The 3,752-nt window shown below is 42.1% G+C and carries 3 protein-coding genes; 1 reads left to right on the top strand and 2 read right to left on the bottom strand.

The features are described from left to right. Positions 1–152 precede the first annotated feature (152 nt). Positions 153–446 (top strand): hypothetical protein, encoded by a 294-nt coding sequence (locus tag V7K21_RS30495; RefSeq protein WP_335179841.1) that lies wholly within the window; start codon positions 153–155, stop codon positions 444–446. Here the strand turns inward: V7K21_RS30495 and V7K21_RS30500 are convergent, their stop codons facing one another. Then, positions 447–812: a sensor histidine kinase gene (locus V7K21_RS30500; protein WP_335179843.1), complete on the bottom strand. Its 366-nt coding sequence runs from the start codon at positions 810–812 to the stop codon at positions 447–449. It lies immediately after the preceding gene. Positions 813–1,464: 652 nt separating this feature from the next. Next, complete coding sequence (gene zwf / locus V7K21_RS30505) at positions 1,465–2,997, bottom strand: glucose-6-phosphate dehydrogenase (RefSeq protein WP_335179845.1); 1,533 nt, start codon at positions 2,995–2,997, stop codon at positions 1,465–1,467. Positions 2,998–3,752: the final 755 nt, after the last annotated feature.

Here is a 3,752-nt window from a genome sequence, read left to right on the forward strand (position 1 = left end):
GTATCCGCAAGCAACTGGAGTACTTCCCTACCTTGCGAGCGGCGATGGAGTATGTTCTGAGTTTAGTGTCCTAACCAACCTAGCGGTTGCTATAGCATCTTCTCAATACTATTGTAAGTCAATAATTTTTAGCTAATTGGCAATAAAAAGCTATGGAAAATACATTTATCGATAAAACCTTCCGTGACAGTGATGGCAAAATTGTTATAGCTCAGATGCCAAATCTACCTCTTATTGTTTGGATAGTAACCAGTATACTTGCTCTAATTTTTACGACTGGCAAAATTAATACAGTGTTAGATGTAGTAGCAAATGGCTCCTTGTTTACTTGGGCCTGGCTAGAATTATTTCAAGGTGTTAATTATTTTCGCAGAGCGTTAGGTCTATTGGTATTAATTGGTATTATTGCATCAAAAATTATTAGTTATAGCAAATTCAGTAATTAATCAAAATGACTCAAATGATAGTGTACCGTGATGGCGATTTTCTACAATCCGGCGAACGGTTTCCAAACCGAGTCCTGAACGATGCCCCATTGATTTAGTAGTGAAGAAAGGTTCAAAAATGCGGGTTTTAATTTCAGGTGGAATTCCACTACCAGAATCGATGATGTCACTATGGGCGAAGCGATCGCAATGGTGTGTTGTAATTTCCAGCAGTCCCTTACCATCCATTGCATCTATGGCTTTGTCAATTAAGTTCGTCCATACCTGATTCAATTTGCTGCCATAAGCAAGGATTTTAGGAAGATGTTGATCGTAATTACGTTGTACTTGGATGCCGCATTTGAGTTGATAAGCAAACAATCGCAATATATCTTCTAAACCTTAATGCACATTCACTTCTACGGGCTTCCCGCAGGGTAACCCAACATTAACAAGAAGTAAATGTTGGGTTTCACTGATGTACCCCTACGGGGATCTTGCTATAACCCAACCTATATTTATAGATTTTATTATAAGTAATCACCCGAACTTGATATAAGACAGATTTAACGAATTATCTTTTGATAGGTAGATAGTATGATCACAAAGGCGTTTAAGCAAAAGGGCTTCATGACTAATCATTAAAATCCTCACCTCAAGCTCCGATCTGGCATATTTTATAACATGAAGGCTAATCATGGCTCAATTTGAAAATTGATTTTTATAATTTTAAAACTTCAATTCCTTTTGAATGCTTTCGGCGTCATTATACAGAGTTCTTACTCTATAATCATTACTTGGACAGCTAATATCTGGATATTTTCGTCCTTGATAAATGACTTCAGTTAATGTCCCAAACGAAACAGATTTTGCACATGGCTCATATGGTAATTTGGATAGTGGTTTAGCTATTAACAGCTTTCCTATTAAATAAGCCGTTGCCAGGGGAAATAAAAGAAAATTAATGGGGCATCCCTTCCACTTTAAAGAAAGTCAAGTAAGTATGTATGCCAGCAATCTCCCTGGTAATAATTATGGGTCAATCCGGGAGCCACTGCCGACCATCGCGCACCAACAAATCATCTGCTGCCAATGGTCCCCATGAGCCTGTTGTGTAGTTGGGAAAGTTTTCAGGTGACGTGGTTGCCCAAGCCTCTAGAATGGGGCTGACAACGCTCCAGCCTAGTTCTACGTTGTCTGAGCGCTGAAACAGAGTCGCATCACCGATCATACAGTCGTAGAGCAAGGTTTCATAGCCGGTACTCGGAATCTTGCCAAAGTAGTCATCATAGCAAAAGTTCATTTCAACCGCATCCATCGTCATGGCCGGACCAGGCACTTTTGCGCCAAATTTGAAGTGAATTCCTTCTTTTGGTTGAATGCGGATGGTCAAGAAATTGGGCGTGAGGCGATCAATCGACGTTTGGCGAAACAATAGTGAGGGTACTTGCTTAAACTGAATTGCAATTTCTGTGACGCGTTGAGCCAGACGCTTGCCGGTTCGGAGATAAAACGGCACCCCTGCCCAACGCCAGTTGTCAATGTTCAACTTTAAGGCAGCATAAGTTTCAGTGGTAGAGTCGGACGCAACTCGTGGTTCTGAGCGATAAGCAGGCACTTGAGTATCCTTCACCGTTCCCGCACCATACTGTCCCCTTACGGTGTCAGTTTGGACAGCTTCAGCAGTGAGCGGAATGATGGACTTCAATAGTTTTGACTTTTCATCACGCACCTCATCAGCTGAAAACGAGATCGGCGGTTCCATCGCCGTCATTGCCAGCAGTTGAAAAAGATGGTTTTGCACCATATCCCGCAATGCCCCTGTGCCTTCATAGAAGTTGCCTCTGCCTTCGACTCCAACCGTTTCGGCCACGGTAATCTGTACGTGATCAATATGTTCACGATTCCAAATCGGTTCAAACAAGCCATTACCAAACCGAAACACCAGAATGTTTTGTACAGTCTCTTTTCCCAGGTAGTGATCAATGCGGTATATCTGTTTTTCCTCAAGGACAGCACCAATGGATTTATTGAGGGCACGAGCCGAGTCCAAGTCGTGCCCAAATGGTTTCTCGATGATGACTCGCCGCCATTGATTGTTGTCTTCACGCACCAATCCTGCCGCACCTAGCTGCGTAATGATGTCGCAAAAGAAGTTAGAGGCAGTTGCCAGGTAGAACAAATAGTTTCCCTGAGTGGCACAGTCTTGATCGACTTGAGTGAGTAAATCTTGCAACTGATGGTAAGTGTCAGCTTCTTGAAACTCACCAGCAAGATAGTACAGTCGTTGCTCAAGCGGTTGCCAGAGATGCTCCTCTACGGGAACCGTTGCAAACTCATGAATGTCTTGAGCGAGTTTGCTGCGAAAATCATCCTGGCTCATTGGAGTGTGTGCGACTCCAACGATAGCAAATTCTTGCCGCAGCAAATTGCTTTGTTTGAGGTTGTAGAGGGCGGGAAGCAGCAGACGCTTGGTTAAATCTCCCGCTGCTCCAAAAATAACGATCACACAAGGTTCTGCCGGACGGATTAAGGCTTCAACAGGAACCTGGGGCGTGGTAGCAGCCGTCATGATATAAATCTCCGTATGTTCTTCAAGATATCCACCAAACTATAGCGCATTGCAGACGGCTGTTTTTCCCCTTGGGAAAGGAGGAGATGAATAAGTTGCGTATGGTGGTAACGGAAAAGGTATTTTTATCCACACGCTTACAGAGGGGAATGGAACGTCAGCAACATCCACGTCCATTGGTGTTTCACCTTCTGGACAATCAATCTCAGTTTTTTTTCAACTCAGATACCAACTTTTCCAGAAAGCTTGTGGCTTTGAGGACGTGGCACTTTTAGTTTTGCACAAGCATCAACATCGAACCCAGGCATAGGCAAACAACCAACGACAAAATCAGCATTTCTCGTTTGGCTTAGTTTTCAAGACTCAAAGCGATCGCTAAATTTGTGTCAATAAGTATGGATTAATGCGACTAATTTACAGCTTATTGAAAATAAAATTCTCTTGTTGACATGATGCGTTTGCCCTATCTTTATATTGTCTCCTTTAGAGAACAAATCATACAATTGTCTTGCAACTACTGATCAGTTAACCTAATGGTAGTAGTTGTACCAAAAGAAATAGATTTGACGCAAATTTTCGCAATTTTAGACTAACAGAGTGATTGCTTCCTCTCTTTCCTATATTAGACCTCTTGCAGAATTATTTTTATGTTATAATAGGAGGCTTTGCTTCCATACTAATGAGGTGGAATAATTGAGAAACGTGATACTTGGGTGGTTTGGTAGGAGCTATTGCCAAAAAAAAAGAGTAAATTA

It is taken from the genome of Nostoc sp. (assembly GCF_036919595.1).
In the GTDB taxonomy this organism is placed as follows: domain Bacteria; phylum Cyanobacteriota; class Cyanobacteriia; order Cyanobacteriales; family Nostocaceae; genus Nostoc.

Bases quoted from the DNA above. Each gene is read 5' to 3' on its own strand.
- V7K21_RS30495 (WP_335179841.1), top strand. From the start codon at position 153: ATGGAAAATACATTTATCGATAAAACCTTCCGTGACAGTGATGGCAAA.
- zwf (WP_335179845.1), bottom strand. From the start codon at position 2,997: ATGACGGCTGCTACCACGCCCCAGGTTCCTGTTGAAGCCTTAATCCGT.